The organism is Orenia marismortui DSM 5156, from assembly GCF_000379025.1.
Classification (GTDB): domain Bacteria; phylum Bacillota; class Halanaerobiia; order Halobacteroidales; family Halobacteroidaceae; genus Orenia; species Orenia marismortui.
Window position 1 is genome coordinate 163418 of sequence record NZ_KB900617.1, and the last position, 19782, is coordinate 183199.

Sequence of the window (19782 nt, forward strand, 5' to 3'; positions counted from 1 at the left end):
ATCTTATTTTTTATTTCTCTAAATAATACTTTTCCCCTGCTTAATTGCTAAAAAATTATCATAACACCTGAGGAGAATATTTTTATCGAGTGAAGAAGTAGTCTTGGGGTGAAAGATAGTAAAATAAAAAAAGAGAGTCCAATAACCTTGAACTCCCCCAATCATTCTTATCCTCTTAACTTACTACTCTTCTTCTGCTTCATCTTTAAAAATAATTCCCATAATCTCCTCAACAGCCATATTTAACTCTTCATCATCCACTAAATTCTCTTCTTCTCTAATCTGCTCAGCCAAAAAAATCACCCCATTGTTTAATTTGGAATTACAAACTCTGGTAGTGCATTATTTATTCTTTATTCTACAAATTACACTTTCTTCCTGCTTATACTAACAAAAAAATATAAAATTTTAGTAGATTTAACCTTTTAATTTTGCAGGTATATCAACTTTCAAATAGAAATAAATATCAAATAATTAATCTTTGGAGGGATAAGTGATTAATATGTGCACTAATCTAAATTCTTTTTCTAAATTAAACTCTTTATTGCTTTATAGAAATATCTTAGATGATCAGATAGTAAAAAAATTATCTAAACTAATTTCAAGCTTAAATAAAAATAACAATACTGATACTAAAACTTTGAAAAATAATTATTATGAATTAATTGCTGACTTAATCAAAATTGCTGAACAAGAAAACTTTGCAGGTGATATCTGGAAGGAATATCTCTTAAAACTTATCATTACAGATCAGAATATCTTCAGCCTTCGTTGTGAACAAGATGCTAAAAATATTGGAGATAGCTTATATCAGGCTGCAATACATGACTTTAAGATTCTACAACAGATCTATCAATTTAAACTGCAAAATTTAGCTCAACAAATAGAGCTTAAAAATCTTAATTTTATTAATAATTTTCTACCTTCTAAAAGATCTAAAAATAAAGAAACTCCTGCTAGAAACTTCAAGAAAATAATCGATGCTTTCAATAATCATCAACCAACAACAACCTTAACTAAATCTTTAATGGAATATTATCAAGATCATGGTGTTGGAAAGTTAGGGATTTACAAAGCCTTTCGCTGGAAAGATAATCAACTTATTGGAATTAAAGATCCTGACTCTATCAGCTTTGATAACTTGGTAGGCTATGAAAACCAGCAAAAGAAATTAATCCAAAACACAGAAGCCTTCTTAAATGATAAAGCTGCTAATAATGTACTCTTATTTGGTGATAGTGGCACAGGAAAGTCATCTTCTGTAAAGGCATTACTTAATCAATATTCTGAAGCCGGACTAAGACTAATAGAGCTTAATAAAGATCAAATGAAAGAACTACCTAAGATATTAGAAAACCTTAAGAAAAGAGGATTACATTTTATTATCTTCATGGATGATCTATCCTTTGAGGATTTTGAAACAGAATATAAGTATATGAAAGCAATTATTGAAGGAGGAGTAGAAGTAAAACCAGATAATGTACTCTTTTATGCCACCTCTAACCGCAGGCACCTAATCAAAGAAAAATGGAGTGATCGTGATCAAGAAAGTGGAGAAGTTCATTTATCAGATGCAATACAAGAAAAATTATCATTATCAAGCCGCTTTGGATTAACAATCTTTTATGAATCTCCAAATCAGAAAGATTACTTGACTATAGTTAAAGAACTTGCTAAACAGAATAAACTCACTATAGGTGAAGAAGAACTCAAAACTAAGGCAATACAATGGGAGATGTGGCATAATGGTAGGTCAGGAAGAACAGCACAACAATTTATTAATTATTTATTAGGACAAAAAGCTTAACTTTAAGCCTCAACAAAAATACCAGCCTATTATAGGTTGGTATTTTAAAATATATTACTATTAATAAATTCATCCACCAATCTAGGATCAAATCTCTTGCCCTTCATGTGATCTATCTCGTTTAGTACCTCCTGATGGGATAGAGAATCAACTTCTGTCCTTATATCATAATAATGCACAATACTGATTATTCTGGCTAACAGAGGAATTCTATTTTCTTTTATCCCTTGAGGATATCCTTTTCCATCCCAGCGTTCATGGTGAAATAAGATAGCATTAGCAATTGGAAGTAACTCTTGAAAGCTTCTTGCTATCCGATAACCAATCTCACAATGCTGCTTAAGTTGACTTCTCTCTAATTTAGTTAAAGAAGTAGATTTATTGAATACCTCCTGAGAGATTCCTATCTTCCCTATATCATGTAATCTAGCCAATAACTTTAAATGATTGATATTATCTTGATCTAAGCCTAATATCTTCCCAAAGTTCAATAATAAGCTTTTTATCCTTCTTATATGAGCCTTACTTTCATAATTGCTCACTGTTAGGTTATTTTCTAAAGATATAATCATAGCATTATCTATAATTCTCTTACTCTCCAATTTATCCTGATACATCCTTCTTTCTGCTAATTTAATTATTTCTTCTATATTTTGACTAATATCTGTTTTAGTTGCTACTCCTAAAGCAATACTTGGCATGATAATATCAACATTAACCTTTTCAACTTCCCTTTTAATTCTTTTGATGACTTTCTTAGCATTATCAATATCTGTATTAGGTAAGATAATGCTAAATTCATCACCACCCCAACGAGCTATAATATCTCTATCTCTAGTAGATTTCTTGAGAATCTTAGCTACAAGCTTAATAACTTTATCACCTTGCCCATGACCAAAAGTATCATTAATCAACTTTAATCTATTATTATCAGCAATAATAATACTTAATGGCAACTGTTCAACATCATCTAAACAGTTAAGCATCTTTTGGTAATAGGAACGATTATAAAGTTCTGTTAAATCATCATGGTACATTAGATGCTCTATTCTTTCTTCAAACTCCTTACGTCTACTAATATCTATCAGTGAAACAATACTCTTACTCTCCATAATTGACTCAATCTGAAGCAATACTGTTTTTATATTTCCCCATTTATCAACTATTCTTAATTCACAATTATCAGATTTATCATCTTTTCTACGTTGCTTTTCATAACACTTAAATTTAATTTTATCATCTGCTACAATTAAATCTTCAAACTTCATATTAGCTTCTAACTCTTCTTTGGAATATCCTATTAAATTTTCTAGCTTATCATTAATTAAGGCTATAGAACTATTATCTTCACTAATAAACATAGCTGTTCCATTATTTTTAAATAAAAGTTTATAAATATCTTCACTTTGCTTCATTCTTCTATTCTTCATAGAGTCTTGATATATATCCATTGTTACTAACCCTTCGCCTCCTCATTACTCACACTACACAGATATTACTATATAGCCCTCTAGCCTTTTACAGATCCATTTAACAGACCTCTCATAAAATATCTACCTAGAAATATATAGATAAACAAAGTAGGTATTGCAGAAATAATAGCCCCACTCATCTGTACATTCCATTCAATGACTTTACTTCCTGCTAAATTTACCAATGCTACAGTAACTGGTTGACTAGCAGGATTATTAGTTAAGGTTACAGCAAATAAGAACTCATTCCATATATTTGTAAACTGCCAGATAGTTACTACAACAAATCCAGGTATAGAAATTGGCAAAAACACCTTAGTATAAGTTTTAAATATACCTGCTCCATCAACTTGAGCAGCTTCAATTAAAGCATCTGGAATCTCTGCATAATAGTTTCTAAAGATCAAGGTAGTTATTGGTATTCCATAAATAACATGTACCAAAATCAAGCCATAAATAGAACCATAGAGATCAATCTTTTGTAAGAACCTAACCAAAGGAATTAAAATACTTTGATAAGGAATAAACATCCCAAAAAGTAATAAGGCAAATAGGAAATTTGATCCTTTAAATCTCCATTTAGCTAACACATATCCATTCAAAGAACCAAACAAAGCCGAAAGAATCGTTGCCGGAATTGCTATATAAAAACTATTTAAGATATTTGGTGATAGATGTTTAAAGGCCTTTATAAATGGCTTAAATGAAAATTGAACAGGTAAGTTCCACATGTTCGTAGCAGATATTTCATTAAAACTTTTAAAACTTGTTGCTAATAGTACATACATTGGAACTAAGAACAAACAAGATAGAAGTATTAAAAATAAATACATCACAGTCTTCTTTCCCAGTTTATTTGAAGTCAATTTTATCCATCCTCTCTATAGTTATTAGATAAGTAAGGTATAATTAATATACCTACTAAGATCAATAGCACAACAGCAATACTTGCCCCTGTAGAATATCTATTTGATTTAAAAGCAGCTTCAAACATATATATAGCTGGAATATCAGTTACATTATTAGGTCCACTACCAGTCATAGCATAGATTAAAGCAAAGAACTTTAATGATATATGAGCCAAAATAACTATTGCTGATAAGGTAAGAGGTTTAAGCATTGGAAATAAAACTCTCCTAAAAATTTGCCAATTAGAAGCCCCATCTACTCTTGCTGCTTCAATCAATGATTTAGGAATTCCTCTTATTCCTGAAAGCCATAAAGCCATTATATAACCAGAAAATTGCCAAATTGCCACAATAACTATAGGAATTAAAGCAACATTAAAACCAAAAAAACTAGAATCGGTACTAATAAACCACTCCCATTGCAAATTAGACAGACCTATCTTTCCTAAAAGAAAATTTATTCCTTCAGGATTATTAGGTAAAGTACCTGGTGCAAAGATCCATCGCCACACTGTCCCAGATATCACAAAGGAAATAGCCATAGGAAATAAAAATATACTCTTGAAAAAACTTCTACCCTTTTTTATCCCATTAATTATAAGTGCTAATACTATACCCAATGCCAAGGTATAGGCTATGAAATAAATACTAAAAAATACAATATTTTTAAGATCTGTTAAAAATCTTTGATCGTTGAATAGATCTATATAGTTTTCAAACCAAACATAGTTCTTTTCACCCCTTAATAAAGTAGCAAAATCATCCCAATTTAATAATGAAATTTCAACTGTTTTAGCAATAAAGCCATAGACAAATATAAGAATTGCAATGATTGATGGTAAAACAAATAGAAAAGATATAAACCTTTCTTTTTTATTTTGTTTCATTTTAATAAGTTCACCTCCGTTAAATTATAAAATCAATCTTTCTAAAGGTTTTATTTAAGGTATTTATCTGCTATATCTTGAATGTTATTAAAGCTTCTTTCTATATTTCTTTCACTAACAAATTCATTAATAACATCATCTAAAGCTACCATAAAATTTTCTGGAGCTGCAGAACCATGAGCAATTGATGGAGTTAATATGTTATTTGAAAAATCATCTATTGCTTCTTTCATATATAAGTCATACTTGTTTTTATCAACATCAATTCTAGAAGGAATTGAACCCTTGATTTGATTGAAAACATCTTGTCCTTCACGTGAAGCTATGACTTTTAACCATGATTTTGTACTTTCAGGATTAGCAGCTTCTTTAGGTAATCCAAAACTATCAACAATTACCATAAAACTTCCTTTAGTCCCAGGAAAGTTTGACCATCCAAATTCTTGATCTGCCTCCCAGCCTAAAGCTTTAAAATAACCTTCCTCCCAATCACCCATGATATTAAATACAGCCTTTCCTTCATACAAACGCCTAGCTGAATCTTGCCAACTCAAGGCTGCATGATCTTGATTAGTATATCTTAATATTTCATTAAATCTAACTAAAGCTTCTTTAACCTTAGGATTACTAAAGCTTGTCTTGCCATTCCATAAACCATTATAAGCTTTTGGACCTAAAGTTGATAAAAGCAGTGATTCAAAAATATGAGTTGCAGGCCAGCGGTCCTTATCTCCTAATGATAATGGAGTTATTCCTTGCTTTGATAATTCTTCTAAACTACTTAGAAAAGAAGAAAAGTTAGTAGGAGGCTTGAGATTATATTTTTTCAGAAGTGATTTATTATACCACAGTATATTTCCACGATGTACTGCTAGAGGGATTGCATAGACTTCCCCTTGATAACTACACATCTCCAGTATCTCTTGGTTAAACTTATCCTTAATCCCCAATTCATTAATCAAGTTTGTAATAGGCTCCATTACACCAGCTCTAACATAAGTATCTATAAGTTCTGAACCACCATGAACTTGAAAAGAATCTGGAGGATTTCCGCCAAGCATTCTAGTTTTTAATACTGCTTTAGCACTAGAACCGCCACCTCCTGATATAGCAGCATTAATAATTTCCATATCTGAATTCTTTTGATTAAAAATCTCAAATAAAGCTTCTAATCCTTGTGCCTCTCCTCCACCAGTCCACCAACTAAAAATTTCTAATTCTTCTTCTTTTAGAATTTTATCTTCCTTAGACTTAGAAAAATTAATAGTAATCTCTCCAGTTTTATACATGAATAAAAAAGAACCTACCACTATCGCCGATGATATACCTATCAACAGAGTTAAAACCATAATAACCTTTTTAAAGTTACTCATACTTCCCCTCCCATACTAATCATTTTAGCCATCATTAATAAATTATAATTTCCTAGATAAGAAAAATAAAAAAAGCTAGAAAAAATCTAATTATAGTTAATACTATAACCTAAGATTTTCCCTAGCTAATGCCTGTACTCCCAACAGTAACACGCTAATTTTATTTTTTATTTTAATATATCCAAAAACTATTAAAACAAGCTTTTTTATGAAGATAATTGGAAAACACAATTAAAAATTATATTATTATCCATTATATGATATTTTTATGACTCTGTCAATAATAACTAATATAAATTTATTCTATAATATCCTTCTCCACTTCGAAGATAATACTTTAAATATAATTGCAATTTGTTTAATTAATAATAATTTTAATTCATCAATCATCTAAAATTGGTAAGATTTTTAAGACTTAATTCTATTTCATTCTTGTCTTATCTCTAAGCTTTATTAAGAAATAATTAAATTATCACTTGCCTTTGATATATATAATCTAAAATAAACTAATTAGCAAGATCTATTATATATTTTTGGAGATTCTCATGGTCTGACCTAATAGTACTTCCACTTGGAATATTCTTATCTTCAAAATCATTCTCTAAAACCCCCGATAAAATTCTACAATTACGACCAATTTGAGTATTATCTGGTACTATAACATTTCTTCCAATAATATTTAGCCCATTAGTTAGTAGTGATGGCTTTTCATCACTAGGAGTCATCTCATTACTGAAACCTATATGAGAATTAATTCCTATTTTAGCATTCTTATCTATAATACTCTTGCAAACTATTGAATCTTTTTTGATTACAGTATTATTCAAAATTACTGAATCCCTAACTATTGCTCCCTCTTCTATAACTACTCCTGGAGAAAGAACACTATTTTCTACAATACCATTAATTATACATCCATTTGATACTAAACTCTTAATCGCTTGACCTTTTTGCCCAAACTTAACTGGTGGCTTCTCTTCACTTCTTGTATGTATCTTCCAATTATCATCATATAAATTCAATTCTGGTAAAGGATCTGTTAAAGCTAAGTTTGCTTCCCAAAAAGATTTAAGAGTTCCCACATCTCTCCAATAACCAGCATACTCATAAGCAAAAACATCATTGTTATTGATCATTTCTGGAATAATATGATGGCCAAAATCTGAATTCTCTTGATTACACAGAGCTTCTAACTTTTCGATCAAAACATCAGTTGTAAAGACATATATTCCCATTGAGGCTAAATTACTTGGTGGATCTTCTGGTTTCTCAACGAAATTCATAATCTGCATATCCTCATTTGAATCTAAGATACCAAATTGATTAGCATTTTCCCAAGCTACCCGTTGAGTCGCAATAGTTAAATCAGCACCTTTTTGCTCATGATAAGATACCATTTCAGAATAATTCATCTTATACACATGATCTCCAGAAAGAATTACTACATATTTAGGATTATGCTGTTTTATATAAGAGAGATTCTGGTAAACAGCATGAGCAGTACCTTTATACCAGCCACCTTGCCTTCCAGTATAAGGCTGCAATATAGTAACACCACCTATACGCCTATCTAAATCCCAAGGCTTTCCTATCTTAATATGATCATTTAAGGATAAAGGTAAATATTGAGTTAAAACTCCTATATCATAAATACCTGAATTAACACAATTACTCAAAGCAAAATCAATCAACCTAAACTTTCCCCCAAAGGGTACACTTGGTTTTGCTCTATGCTCAGATAAAACATCTAATCTCGTTCCTCTACCTCCAGCTAAAATTAATGCTAATATCTTCATCTATTAACCCTCCTATTTTATTAATAATTTAAAGTTTAAAAATAATTTAACTATCTATACCTCTTCTAAAAAATTATCTTTTATCTCTATATCAGCAGAAATATAAGTTGATTTATCACCTCCCAAAGATAATAACTTACTTCCATATGTTATTTAGATCTAAGAAATTAATTATCTTTTTCTCATCTAATGTAAAGCAGTTTATTTTTCTAATAACTTATAATATAATTTTATATATTCTTTTGCTGAATTCTTCCAACTAAAATTACTCTTCATTGCTCTTCTTACTAGCTTAGTCCAAATATCCTTTTGTTGATAAAGGCTAATTGCTCTCTTAATAGTAGATAACATCTCATTAGCATCATAACTAGCAAAAGTGAAACCATTTCCTTCACCACTTATCTCATCATAAGCTTGAATAGTATCCTTTAGCCCCCCTGTTTCTCTTACGATAGGTATGCTTCCATACCTTAAACTAAATAATTGGCTTAAACCACATGGTTCATATTTGGATGGCATCAAGAAGATATCACTGCCTGCATATATTTTTTGGGCTAAAGTAGCATCATATTTAATATTTGCAGCAATCTTAGTAGGATAAGACCTCGCTGTCTCTTTAAATCTTTCTTCATAGTAACTATCTCCAGTTCCTAAGATAATAAATTGGATCTCTTCTTCCATTAGTTTATCAATAACAGAAACAATTAAATCTAAACCTTTTTGATCTACTAGCCTTGAAATTAGAGCTATCACAGGAAGATCAGACCTTTGGGCTAAGCCCATATCTTCTTGTAATCTTCTTTTGTTCTCATACTTACCTCTTAGCTTTTCAACACTGTAATTACTATAAATTCTATCATCATTACTAGGATTATTATCTTCATAACTAATTCCATTAATAATCCCATATAAATCATCATCATTCATTCGCATAGCATAATCTAAACCTTCACCAAATTCAGGAGTTTTAATCTCTTGAGCATAAGTCCTGCTTACAGTAGTAACTATATCAGACATTTCAATCCCCATCTTCATATAATTGACACAATTATCATGATGAACCACTCCCAAATCCCAATATTTATCAGGTAGACTTAAAGCATCTTGAAGAACTTCTCTTCCAAATACACCTTGATAACGTAAATTGTGAATTGTATAAACTGTTTTAATATCTTTATAGAAGCTATATTTTTGATAATTTTCTTTAAGCATAATACTTAATGCTCCTGTCTGCCAATCATTACAATGAATAATATCTGCTTTAAAGTCTATCTGCGCTAACATCTCCAAAACTGCTTGGCAAAAATAAGCAAATTGAAGATGTTTATCATCATTCTCATAAAGATTAGGTCGATCAAAATAACTCTTATTATCTATAAAATAACTTATCACCCCTCTGTTCTCTAATTTATTTACCCCAACATAATTGTCTCTCCATCCTAGCTTAGTTCTAAAATGGAGCAGATGTTCTGCCTGCTGCAGATATTCTAAGGCAATTTGCCTATATTCAGGAATAACTAATCTGATATCATGGCCCATTTCTTTAATTGCTTGAGGCAGAGAACCAGCCACATCTGCTAATCCCCCTGTTTTAACGAAAGGAGTTGCCTCAGAAGCAACGAATAATATTTTCAGTTTTTCTGTCATTAGAATCTCTCCTTAATTTACTTGAAGTTATTTTTCTTATCTGATAGTAAATTATCTGAAATAATCAATATAGTACACAAATATACTACTTTATAAATTTCACTATGATATTCTATCTATAGCTTTGTAGGAAATGCTTAGACTCTATTATGAATTTTAACCTGATATATAGCAATACCATTATTCTATGAAACTATGGTAGAAATTATTTCTAAAATCAAAAATATATTACAAATAATAATTTAGCCTTTGCTAATCCTTATTAAGATTAATATGGAAGTTAAAAAATGATTTACAACTGCTTTGACTTTATGCTCTATATTTTGAATAAGTTCTTATAAAGTAGTATCCAATATATATTAAATGCAAAACAATTTCCAAAAATAAGAAATTATTTACTTTTAATTGAAAAATAAAGCATGGTTGACTTAAGTAGATATTAAGCAAGAATTATAGGGTTAGTTTAAATAAATCATAGATAATAGTGATTAATAAATAATAATCAAATAAACCACTCTATCCACTATCTTTAAATATTACCATCTAAAAATATTTAAAATATCCTCTGATATTTTTTACCAAAGTGATTGATAAAATTTACCAGTTAGGTTCTGCCGTATTCTTATATGAATTTATTAATGCTTAAAAAAGTAAAGTAATGATTTAAAATTAAAAAATAAGCAAAAAGCAAGATGAACTTATTTTAATTCTTCTATAAACAACAATTAAAACTATTCTACCCCAAATTATTTTGGTAAATATTATCAAGCAAATAAAAAAAACTGCTATCCTAAGGATAGCAGTTTTCTATCTAGATCTTATTCTAAAGCAATCTATTTTTCACTCAATCTAAATTTATCAGCCTTATTTAATAAGATCAATCCAATCACAAATATACCTAAAATAAATTGATAATACAATGTAGGGATTATCTCTAAAGGAGAGATTTTGGCCAATGATCCTGCCAATAATACCTGTGCTCCATAAGGAATAACTCCCTGCCAAACACAAGAGAAAATATCTAATAAACTTGCCGAGGTAGCTTTAGGTACATTATGCTTAGCAGCAATATCTTTAGCTAAAGGTCCAGCTAAAATAATAGCAACAGTATTGTTAGCAGTACATATATCAGCTACACTAACTAAAGATAAAATTCCTAACTCTGCCCCACGTTTAGTATTTATCTTCTTACTAATTAAATTAAGCAAATAATTAATTCCACCTTCTACTCTAATCATCTCTGCTAAACCACCAGTAAAGAGGGATAATAGGAATATCTCTTGCATTCCTGTAAAACCTTCATAAATAAGATTAGCAATCTCTAATAATGTAAAACCACCACTAACTAGTCCAAGAACCCCAGTAAATAGAATTCCTATACCTAATACAACAAAGACATTAACCCCTAATAATGCTAAAGTCAAAACTAACAAATAAGGAACAACATTAATTAAACTATAAGTAAACTCACCATCTATTACAACATCCCCACCAATAAAAACTAAAATAATTAAAGTAAGTATCGCAGCAGGTAAAACCAATAATAAGTTGGCCTTAAACTTATCCTTCATAGAACATCCTTGAGTCTTAGTTGCTGCAATAGTTGTATCTGAAATCATAGATAGATTATCACCAAACATGGCTCCACCTACAACAGCTCCTATAGTTAAAGCCAATGATATCCCAGATTTACTAGCCATTCCAATAGCAATCGGTGCTACAGCACTAATTGTTCCCATAGAAGTACCCATTGCTGTAGCAATGAAAGCTGAAATCAAAAATAGCCCTGGCATAATTAAACTGGAAGGAATAAGGGATAAGCCCAAATTAACTGTAGCATCTACACCACCAGTCTTATCTGCTAAATGAGCAAAAGCTCCTGCAAAAAGATAGATCATACACATAATAATAATATTACTATTTCCTGCACCACGTATGAATTGATTCATCTTCTCTTCTATACTACTTTTACTAATTAGAAAAGCTACTACTACCCCCACTAAAGCTGCTACTGGAGATGGCAACTTATAAAAAGCATAATCAACACCCTGAAAATGTAGGTATAGACCTGTTCCCAAAAATAAAGCTAAAAATACAATCAGAGGCAATAAATCTAAAAATCTCCCCTTCTTTTCTACTTCTTTCATCAAAATCTCTCCTTCTACCCATCTTTTTTATTCAAATTTTAAATTTATAATTAAATAAACAAAATCAGAACTAATTTATCAAAAATCACAGCAAAAGTCAATAAAATAACTTGACTTACTGTGAATTAAAAAAGTTAACATAACTAATAGATTTTAGCTTCTAGATTCTAGTTAATAGCCAATAGTTCAATTTTTAATTAGATTTATGTATTTTATAATTATTTTATAGCCAAAATAAAAAAGAAGCAAATTTCAATTCTTTACTAAAAGAGGTGATCTTATAATTATGGAAATGCATCGTAAAATTGCAGTTGATGGTAGTTTAGCAAATATTAAAAAACGTCTAAATGAATATGGTTACGAAATTGATGATCTCAATATGGACAATTTAGAAGAAGTTTCTGCAGTTATTACTAATGGACAATATGATATATCAACCCTCCAAAATATGAATGCCCCAGTAATCAATGCAGAAGGCCACTCTGCAGAAGAGTTAAAAAATATGATTGAAAGTGGACTCTTTTAAAATTATAACTATTTAGATAGACAAAAAACTATAAGCTGATAACTCTAGAGTGAACTTTAAAACTAAAGTTATATAAACTTACAATATTCCAGTAATAAATAAGCAATAAACAAATTAGCTTGTCCCCTGTTACTAGTCACTCGTTAATGTCACCTTATAATCATTAAGTTTCACTATAGAGTTTTTAGCTACATTATTAAAAATAATAATTAAAAAGGTGGTATCAAACTATGAAAAGAAAGATTGCAATAGAAGATAGTTTATCTAATCTTGCCAAAGAATTAAAAAAAGATGGTTTTGAAGTAGCTACTTTAAATAACAATAATCTTCAAAATGTTGATGCCGTTGTTTTAAGTGGAGAAGATAACAATATGATGAACATGTCTGATATTCAAACCAAAGCCCAAGTTATTAATGCAAAAGGTCTTTCTGCCCAAGAATTAAAAGAAAGACTGAATAATCAATTAGTATAGTAGAAAACCGCCAATCTCGGCGGTTTTTTTCATTAGAATTAAGTTTTAAAATCTCTTAGATCTATAGCTGTTAAAGTTTAGAATAAAATTTAATCTGCCGTTATAGAAAGAGATTGCGACAGTTTGGGAATTAGGCGTTAGGATATAGGTTCTAGGAGCTAGGTAAGCCCTAATGCCTATAACCTAACTCCTATTACCTATCACCTAGCACCTAAAAGTGTCTCTTTATACCTATTAAATTTTACTTTAGTATTCTATACATACAAAGTCTTGTTAGCTAGAACAATTAATTCATACTATTTTCTTAAAGTAAACTATTATTTATGTTAAAATAAAAAATATAGAAATCTACAATTTAAAAGGAGTAATAGTATGATCACACCAAAGCAGATACTAAATATTGCCGCTTATGCCGGTGATATTATTTTAAGTAATGGAGGAGAGATATATCGAACCGAGGATACAATTAGCCGTATCTGTCAGGCCTATGGTATGAAATACGTACAAAGCCTAGTTACACCGACAGGTATCTTCATCTCTATAGATGATGGAGATGGAGGTTCTGAGACTATTGTCCGCAGAATACATAGTAGAGAGATTAATTTGACTAAAATAAGTAAAGTGAATGATTTTTCAAGAAGCCTACAAACAGAAGTTTTAAAACATCAAGCAGCAATGGAAGAATTGGCTTCTATAGAATATGGAAATCCGAAATCAAAATTAACACTTGGCTTATTCTTAATTTCTTTTGGAGTTTCTATGAATGTAATCTTAATGAATGAAAATTATATTAATATTATTCCCGCTATCTTAGCCAGCTTAGGAGCCCAAATCGCTGTAAAAAAGATGGGTTTTTTAAAGGATATAAACTTCATTCCTGAAATTGTTGCTGGCTTTATCGCTGGATCCATCTCACTATTCTCACTTCAACAAGGTTTAGGAGATAATCTGGCAATTATAGTTGTAAGTGGGATACTTCCTTTTGTTCCTGGAGTAGCTATAACCAACTCTATTCGTGATGCTATTAGTGGGGACCTTATCTCTTCTACTAGTCGCAGTATAGAAGCAGCCTTAATTGCAATTAGTCTTGCTGTAGGGGTCGCTTTATCTTTGGGGGTGTTCTATTAATGGCAATTATATTAGAATTAATTGCAGCCTTTATCTTAGTGATAACCTTTGGTTCTGTATTTCAAGCTCCTAAAAAAAGTCTATTCTTATTAGGAGTTACTGGAGCTCTTTGCTGGGGAAGCTTTATTATGGCAAAATATTTTACTGATAATCTAGTTATTGCTTCCTTTCTTGCATCAATAGTAGTTGGAATTTGTGGGGAAGTATTTGCTAGGATAATGAAGTTACCTGTAACTGTATTTGTTATCGCAGGAATAATTCCTTTAGTACCTGGAGTTCCAGCTTATGATACCATGCTATTTTTAATCCAAGGTGAATATATTCAAGGTGTAGAAAAGGGGATCACTACTTTAATGATCGCTGCAGCCATCGCTTTTGCTATAGCTATTGTTAGTGCTGGGGCAAGGTATTACAAGGAGATTAAAGCACATCAAGGCTAAAATTATTGATTATAATTAACTTCTTTAAATAAAAAAAGGAGAAATAAATTCTCCTAATCATCTTTACTGTCACTATTATTATTAAACTCTTCTATTCTCTTTTGAACTAAGTAATTAATAGTATCAGCTGGATATTCTCCTTCTTTATTCTTCTTACCAGCTTTCTTAGCAGTTAAAATTTCCATTCCTTCTTCAACATGACTAATAGCATAAATATGAAACTTTGAATCCGCTACAGCTGCTATCAGATCATCAGATAGCATTAAATCATCAACATTCTGTATTGGTATAATTACTCCTTGCTCACCTGTTAATCCTCTACTTTTACAAAGTTTAAAGAAAGCTTCTATCTTTTCGTTTACACCACCAATTGGCTGAATCTCTCCTTTTTGATTGATAGAACCTGTTACTGCTATATTCTGTTTCAACGGAAGGTCTGCTAAAGCCGATAATAATACATATAACTCTGTACTAGAAGCACTATCACCATCAACTCCTGAATAAAGCTGCTCAAAACAGAGACTAGCTGATAATGATAAAGGTACTTGCTGTGCATATTTGTCACCTAGATATGAAGTTAAGATCAGTAAGCCTTTATTATGAACCTTACCACTTAATTTACTTTCTCTTTCAATATTAATTACTCCCCTATTTCCTTGATAAACTGTAGCTGTTATTTTCACCGGTTTACCAAAGGCATATTCTCCAAAATCCAAGACTGATAATCCATTAACCTGCCCCACTCTTCTTCCTCTTGTATCAATCAAAAGCTTATTAGATTCATACAATTCATGTAATCTTTCTTCATAATGAGATAAACGTTTTATCTTCTCTTTAATAGTTCTTTCTATCTCTTTGCTGCTAATTAGATCTTTATTATCTACACTAGCCCAGCTATCTGCTTCACATAATAGATCTGTTATAATACCTAACTTAGTAGTTAATTTTTTCTGGCTGTCAACTTTCCGACAAAGATATTCAATAATTCTAGCTACTGCTCCTTGATCTAATGGCCTAAGGCTATGCTCTTTACATTGTCGGCTTATATACTTAACTATTCTACTTAGATTACCTTGATTCAACTCCATCTCTGCATTGAAATCAGCTTTAATTTTAAATAAATCCTTAAATTCTTCATCATATTGATATAATAGATAATACAAATTGACACTTCCCATTATAATCACCTTTAAATCAATAGGAATAGCCTCTGCTTCCAATCCTGCTAAAGGAATTTTATCAAATTCTTCTCCTAAATTCTCCATCTTCAACTTACCTGATTTCAAAACCCTCTTAATTAACTGCCAAGACTTAAAATTATTTAATATATCCTTAGCCTCCAAGATTAAATATCCTCCATTAGCTCGATGCAAGGAACCTGCTTTAATATGAGTATAATCTGTTGCCAATTCACCAGATTTATTACTATATTCTATTCTACCCATTAGATTATAATAGGTCGGATTAGTTTCAATAACTACTGGTGCACCCTCTACTTTGCTATTATCAACCAGTAGATTAACTTGATATTTATTAAATTTATCAACTGAATCATCTCCACCCAAAAGTAATAGAGCATTTGAATCATTCTCATCTTCTTTAAAATCATCTAAATTATGTAGTATGTCTTCTTTTACTTCTTTTAAATAATCTATTATCGCATTTGATTCAAGATATTTTTGATATAAACCATCTAAATAATAATTAATTATTTCTGCCGCTAATCCATAGTCTAAATCAATTATCTTCTCATTATATTCTTCATTTAATTGGTCAATTTCAGAAAATAAGTGATCTAACATCTCTTGGATCATCTCAGTATCTTGGTCTATCTCTTCTTGCTCTTCTTTAGATAATTTTTTATAATCCTCCTCTTTCATTGGATCACCATTATCTTGAATTGGAATAATTGCAAAACCATTATTCTCTCTTTCTAAAATATAACCTATATCCTTAACCTTAGATTTTAATTGATTAAATAAATTAGTACTTAGTTTCTGATATCTACCTTTAATCTCTCTCTTCTTCTTAATATACTTTTCACCAAGAAATAACTCTTTAAGATCTTCCTCAACACTGTTTATAAAAGCTTCCATCTCTTCTTTAAATACTATTCCCAAACCTGAAGGCAACTTTAAAAATCTAGGCTGACTAGGATCCTCAAAATTATAAATATAACACCAATCAAAAGATCCTTTTCTTTGACAAGCCTTTTCACTAACTAAAGATCTAATATATTCTAATTCTTTTCTACCAGAAAAGTTAACAATAAATAGATTATAACCAGGATGATCTATATCTAAGCCAAAATTTATGGCTTTAACCGCTTCTTCTTGCCCAATTATCTCTTCTGAAGGTTCAACCTCTTCAGTTGTAGTAAAATCAAAGTTGCCTAAAGTACATCTATGCTTCAAATCTTGAACCGCTAATCTATACTTCTCCATTATTTTCCCTCCTTTCTGATAATAGTATATTTTAACAGTATCATTTTTGATAATCATATTTATAATTAATTCTTCAAAAATAAAAATAACCAGGAGCTAGAATAATTCTAACCCCTGGCCAGCTTTATTTTTTCTTTTTATTTGCTATATAAATCAATTTGTCCGCTTCTTTTATCATTTCATTGTTATTTGGATTGGTGATAATTTGATCTTCTCTTTTTATACCAATTAATATTATATTGTCTCTTTCTTTATATTTAGTAAACAAGTCTAAAAAACTTTTATTTATATCTTCTTTATTACTAGCAAACATATAAATTTCATTACCAGTCTCATTAGATAATAGTTCACCTATAATTTGAGAGGTCCCACTATAGATAGCAGATCGTACTAACAGCTGACTATTAAGCTCATTATTTACTACTATCTCATCAACATTGGCATTTTTTAAATGAATTTTGTTCTCACTATGAGTTATTTCAGCAATCGTATATATACTTGGGTTTAAACTTTCAACAGTTAACACAGCTAATATAGTAGTAGCATCATTCTCATCTTCATTCAAAATAATAGCCGTTTTCGCTTTCATAACTCCTGCTTTCTTAAGAGCCTCTTCCTCTGTTATTGCCCCTCTAACAAAGTGTACCAACTTATTGTCAGGAAAAGGATCACGTTCAATATTAGCAATTAATACAAGCTGTTTATTATTAAGATCTTCATTTAAAACCTGCTCTATAATCTCTCTAGTTTTACTACTCCAACCACAAACTATTATATGATTCTTATATTCAGCCTTCAATTCCCCTAACTCCCTCCTTCTCTTAAATTCAATAAAGATATCAGCAAGCTTAGCAGTAATTCCACCAACCATTCCAATCCCTAATAACATAACTATAATAGAGATTATTCTTCCTGCTAAGGTTACTGCATATTTATCACCATAACCTACAGTAGTTACAGTTACAATCGCCCACCATAAAGCATCTACAAAGTTATTAAACTGATCATTAGGCTCAACGATCATAATCAAAATTGCACTTGAAATTAAAATTATAACTACAACTAAGATTAACCAATGAAAGGTATGGCGATCTAATTTAAACTTAAACTTCTTAAAATATTCAACTAACACATTAAACATTTCTTAATTTACCCCCTCAAAACACTCTAAATATCACTATCTTAATAATCCTCCCAAGCCCGATTATACTCTCTAATTAATCTAGGTCTAGTTAATGTATTTACCCCTACTTCTTCTTTAACTTCTAAGATATCTTGTCCAAACTCAAAGAGACTTGCTACCTGTCTAGTAGTCAAAAACTTAGTAGCTACTTCTACCTTTAATTCCAAAGGATTAAAGCGAAATCCTTTAGTTCCTAGGTTAAATCCCCAGTCACCAAAAGAAGCAAGATAAGTATGATATGGAAGAGTGTAAAACCCTGAAGATTTAATTGTATGATGAATCATCCAAAAAGACTTAGTTGCAAAATAAGGAGAGGTTGATTGTACAACTACTACTCCTTTATCTCCTAAATGATCATAGATCAGATGATAAAAATTGCTAGTATAGAGCTTATTTAAACTTTCATCATTGGGATCAGGTAAATCTACTATCACTACATCATATTTTTTTGAACTTTCTTCTAAATATTGATAGGCATCTTGGTTATAAATACTAACCTTTTCATTCTGTAAGGAATTTTGATTAAGCTCTACTAAATAATCCAAGTTTTGAGCCAAGTCTGTCATCCTTTGATCTAGATCAACTAAATCTATCATTTCTATTGTGGAATATTTTAGCAACTCCCGAACTGCTAAACCATCACCACCACCTAATATTAAGACTCTACTTTTGTTCTTAGCTAAACTCATAGCTGGATGAACTAGAGACTCATGATATCGGTATTCATCATGAGAAGAAAATTGAATATTTCCATTTAAGAACAAACGAATATCATCCTTTTTCTTAGTTACAACAATCTTTTGATATTTTGTCTGTTCTGAATAAATAACTTTATCCTGATATAACTTCTGTTCTATATAAGCCTCAGTATCTTTAACATTTGTTATTCCAATTATTAAAATGATAATAACAAATGTTAAAATCATACCTATAGTTTTAGATAAATTTAATCTTTTATGATATTTAATATAAACTATAGCCGCTACAACTAAATTTAAAATCCCCATAATATAACTGCTTTGAATAAAACCAAAGTTAGGTAATAATATAATAGGAAATAAAATTGAGCCAATTAGTCCACCAATATAATCAACTGAAAAGACATTGGCTAAGGTTATTTTTAAATCCTCATATTTCTCTATAATTCTAGTTAATAGAGGGAGTTCTAAGCCTGTCAAGGAACCTATCACCAAAATTAAGCCATACATTACCACTAAATAAATATCAGATAACGCATAACTATAAAATAATAAAAACCCCGAAATACCTCCCACTAATCCTAATAAAGTTTCAATTATCATAAACTTACCCATCAAATTAACTTCTATATACTTTGAGACTAATGATCCTAAGCCCATAGAAGTCATAAATAAACCAATGGTTATAGAAAATTGATAAATACTATTTCCCAATAAATAAGATGATATTCCTCCAATAATTAACTGATATACAATTCCAGATATAGCTACAAAAAAGGTACAAAACATTAATGGAGCAACTATTTTTATATCTTCTAATTTCTTTTCTTTCACCACAAATACACTCCTAATA

At 30.3% G+C, this 19782-nt stretch carries 15 protein-coding genes; 5 read left to right on the forward strand and 10 right to left on the reverse strand.

The window, feature by feature from the left end; all coding sequences use genetic code 11:
• Window positions 1–502: 502 nt before the first annotated feature.
• Entirely contained in the window at window positions 503–1807 is a 1305-nt protein-coding gene (locus OREMA_RS0100710) for an ATP-binding protein (RefSeq protein ID WP_026188865.1), read from the forward strand.
• Between the two features lie 44 nt (window positions 1808–1851).
• Here OREMA_RS0100710 and OREMA_RS16900 read toward each other — a convergent pair whose 3' ends face one another.
• The 7 genes from OREMA_RS16900 to OREMA_RS16905 all read right to left on the reverse strand — a co-directional run bounded on the left by OREMA_RS16900 (window position 1852) and on the right by OREMA_RS16905 (window position 12037).
• Window positions 1852–3258: a diguanylate cyclase gene (locus OREMA_RS16900; protein ID WP_018247362.1), complete on the reverse strand. Its 1407-nt coding sequence runs from the start codon at window positions 3256–3258 to the stop codon at window positions 1852–1854.
• Window positions 3259–3317: 59 nt separating this feature from the next.
• A complete protein-coding gene (locus tag OREMA_RS0100720) occupies window positions 3318–4112 on the reverse strand; it encodes a carbohydrate ABC transporter permease (protein ID WP_211205741.1) in 795 nt (264 codons plus the stop codon).
• Between the two features lie 35 nt (window positions 4113–4147).
• The gene (locus OREMA_RS0100725; protein WP_018247364.1) at window positions 4148–5074 is read right to left on the reverse strand and encodes a carbohydrate ABC transporter permease; all 927 of its coding nucleotides are present in this window, start codon (window positions 5072–5074) and stop codon (window positions 4148–4150) included.
• A 50-nt stretch (window positions 5075–5124) separates the two neighbouring features.
• Window positions 5125–6447, reverse strand: a complete 1323-nt coding sequence (locus tag OREMA_RS0100730) for an ABC transporter substrate-binding protein (RefSeq protein WP_018247365.1) — start codon at window positions 6445–6447, stop codon at window positions 5125–5127.
• A 506-nt stretch (window positions 6448–6953) separates the two neighbouring features.
• Window positions 6954–8243, reverse strand: coding sequence for a glucose-1-phosphate adenylyltransferase (locus tag OREMA_RS0100735; protein WP_018247366.1), 1290 nt, complete (start codon window positions 8241–8243; stop codon window positions 6954–6956).
• Window positions 8244–8444: 201 nt separating this feature from the next.
• Window positions 8445–9890: a glycogen synthase GlgA gene (gene glgA, locus OREMA_RS0100740; protein ID WP_018247367.1), complete on the reverse strand. Its 1446-nt coding sequence runs from the start codon at window positions 9888–9890 to the stop codon at window positions 8445–8447.
• Between the two features lie 833 nt (window positions 9891–10723).
• Window positions 10724–12037, reverse strand: coding sequence for a Na+/H+ antiporter NhaC family protein (locus OREMA_RS16905; protein ID WP_018247368.1), 1314 nt, complete (start codon window positions 12035–12037; stop codon window positions 10724–10726).
• Window positions 12038–12323: 286 nt separating this feature from the next.
• On the opposite strand from OREMA_RS16905, the gene OREMA_RS0100750 reads away from it, so the two are divergent.
• The 4 genes from OREMA_RS0100750 to OREMA_RS0100765 all read left to right on the forward strand — a co-directional run bounded on the left by OREMA_RS0100750 (window position 12324) and on the right by OREMA_RS0100765 (window position 14604).
• On the forward strand, window positions 12324–12563 hold the full coding sequence (locus tag OREMA_RS0100750) for a YkuS family protein (RefSeq protein WP_018247369.1): 240 nt from the start codon (window positions 12324–12326) through the stop codon (window positions 12561–12563).
• Between the two features lie 230 nt (window positions 12564–12793).
• Window positions 12794–13036 carry a YkuS family protein gene (locus OREMA_RS0100755; protein WP_018247370.1) on the forward strand — a complete coding sequence of 81 codons (243 nt, stop codon included), beginning with the start codon at window positions 12794–12796 and terminating at the stop codon, window positions 13034–13036.
• 372 nt (window positions 13037–13408) lie between these two features.
• Window positions 13409–14164 carry a threonine/serine exporter family protein gene (locus tag OREMA_RS0100760; RefSeq protein ID WP_018247371.1) on the forward strand — a complete coding sequence of 252 codons (756 nt, stop codon included), beginning with the start codon at window positions 13409–13411 and terminating at the stop codon, window positions 14162–14164.
• On the forward strand, window positions 14164–14604 hold the full coding sequence (locus tag OREMA_RS0100765; protein ID WP_018247372.1) for a threonine/serine exporter family protein: 441 nt from the start codon (window positions 14164–14166) through the stop codon (window positions 14602–14604). Before OREMA_RS0100760 ends, OREMA_RS0100765 begins: the two co-directional genes overlap by 1 nt.
• Window positions 14605–14657: 53 nt before the next feature.
• Here OREMA_RS0100765 and OREMA_RS0100770 read toward each other — a convergent pair whose 3' ends face one another.
• From OREMA_RS0100770 to OREMA_RS0100780, 3 genes are all read right to left on the reverse strand, one after another.
• The gene (locus tag OREMA_RS0100770; RefSeq protein WP_018247373.1) at window positions 14658–17048 is read right to left on the reverse strand and encodes a Lon protease family protein; all 2391 of its coding nucleotides are present in this window, start codon (window positions 17046–17048) and stop codon (window positions 14658–14660) included.
• Between the two features lie 124 nt (window positions 17049–17172).
• On the reverse strand, window positions 17173–18189 hold the full coding sequence (locus tag OREMA_RS0100775) for a potassium channel family protein (RefSeq protein ID WP_018247374.1): 1017 nt from the start codon (window positions 18187–18189) through the stop codon (window positions 17173–17175).
• 41 nt (window positions 18190–18230) lie between these two features.
• Entirely contained in the window at window positions 18231–19763 is a 1533-nt protein-coding gene (locus OREMA_RS0100780) for a polyamine aminopropyltransferase (protein ID WP_018247375.1), read from the reverse strand.
• Window positions 19764–19782 lie beyond the last annotated feature (19 nt).

Excerpts from the sequence above, each read along its gene's own strand:
- OREMA_RS0100710 (WP_026188865.1), top strand. The coding sequence starts at position 503 with ATGTGCACTAATCTAAATTCTTTTTCTAAATTAAACTCTTTATTGCTT.
- OREMA_RS16900 (WP_018247362.1), bottom strand. The coding sequence starts at position 3,258 with ATGGATATATATCAAGACTCTATGAAGAATAGAAGAATGAAGCAAAGT.
- OREMA_RS0100720 (WP_211205741.1), bottom strand. The coding sequence starts at position 4,112 with ATGTATTTATTTTTAATACTTCTATCTTGTTTGTTCTTAGTTCCAATG.
- OREMA_RS0100725 (WP_018247364.1), bottom strand. The coding sequence starts at position 5,074 with ATGAAACAAAATAAAAAAGAAAGGTTTATATCTTTTCTATTTGTTTTA.
- OREMA_RS0100730 (WP_018247365.1), bottom strand. The coding sequence starts at position 6,447 with ATGAGTAACTTTAAAAAGGTTATTATGGTTTTAACTCTGTTGATAGGT.
- OREMA_RS0100735 (WP_018247366.1), bottom strand. The coding sequence starts at position 8,243 with ATGAAGATATTAGCATTAATTTTAGCTGGAGGTAGAGGAACGAGATTA.
- glgA (WP_018247367.1), bottom strand. The coding sequence starts at position 9,890 with ATGACAGAAAAACTGAAAATATTATTCGTTGCTTCTGAGGCAACTCCT.
- OREMA_RS16905 (WP_018247368.1), bottom strand. The coding sequence starts at position 12,037 with ATGAAAGAAGTAGAAAAGAAGGGGAGATTTTTAGATTTATTGCCTCTG.
- OREMA_RS0100750 (WP_018247369.1), top strand. The coding sequence starts at position 12,324 with ATGGAAATGCATCGTAAAATTGCAGTTGATGGTAGTTTAGCAAATATT.
- OREMA_RS0100755 (WP_018247370.1), top strand. The coding sequence starts at position 12,794 with ATGAAAAGAAAGATTGCAATAGAAGATAGTTTATCTAATCTTGCCAAA.
- OREMA_RS0100760 (WP_018247371.1), top strand. The coding sequence starts at position 13,409 with ATGATCACACCAAAGCAGATACTAAATATTGCCGCTTATGCCGGTGAT.
- OREMA_RS0100765 (WP_018247372.1), top strand. The coding sequence starts at position 14,164 with ATGGCAATTATATTAGAATTAATTGCAGCCTTTATCTTAGTGATAACC.
- OREMA_RS0100770 (WP_018247373.1), bottom strand. The coding sequence starts at position 17,048 with ATGGAGAAGTATAGATTAGCGGTTCAAGATTTGAAGCATAGATGTACT.
- OREMA_RS0100775 (WP_018247374.1), bottom strand. The coding sequence starts at position 18,189 with ATGTTTAATGTGTTAGTTGAATATTTTAAGAAGTTTAAGTTTAAATTA.